This is a genomic window from Limosilactobacillus reuteri subsp. porcinus (assembly GCF_036621895.1).
Taxonomy (GTDB): Bacteria; Bacillota; Bacilli; order Lactobacillales; family Lactobacillaceae; genus Limosilactobacillus; species Limosilactobacillus reuteri_J.
Window position 1 is genome coordinate 1 of record NZ_LN887502.1, and the last position, 483, is coordinate 483.

Here is a 483-nt window from a genome sequence, read left to right on the forward strand (position 1 = left end):
TCTCGCAATAAAAAAAAATAAACCCCCAGTTGAGGAGGCTTATTTAAGTACGCAGAAATGTGTAATTTATAGCTATTCTTCTGAAAATTCGGCGAGCAATTTTGACGCTTTGTATAGCATTGACTGTGCCTCGTCTAATTTACTATCGTTGTTATCTAAATTTAGGGCTTTTAAGTCCTGCAAATGATCGGCAATGAGTTCAACACTGCTACCTAATTTAGAGGCTTGATCCTTCAACTCGGTTAAATTTGTAATGTCTTTTAGTTCCATTTTGCTCACTCCTTTTCTTTAATTATAGCAAGCCTTTGTTCGGGGCGCTTGCGCCCATAGGGAATAATCTGAGGCTGTTTCCGTGAACGATTGAAGGGCAAATTTGCAACACTTTTCTGTATTATAAAGTCAATCTAATAGATTGGAGTGATTAAATGCTGAAAAGTAAAGCTCAAATTGCTAAAGAATTAGGTGTTACTAAGGATCAAGTGG

1 protein-coding gene is annotated in these 483 nt (G+C 36.9%); it reads right to left on the minus strand.

Translation table 11 applies throughout. The features are described from left to right. Positions 1-72: 72 nt before the first annotated feature. On the minus strand, positions 73-270 hold the full coding sequence (locus AACL61_RS09830) for a hypothetical protein (RefSeq protein ID WP_086118472.1): 198 nt from the start codon (positions 268-270) through the stop codon (positions 73-75). Positions 271-483 lie beyond the last annotated feature (213 nt).

Excerpts from the sequence above, each read along its gene's own strand:
- AACL61_RS09830 (WP_086118472.1), bottom strand. The coding sequence starts at position 270 with ATGGAACTAAAAGACATTACAAATTTAACCGAGTTGAAGGATCAAGCC.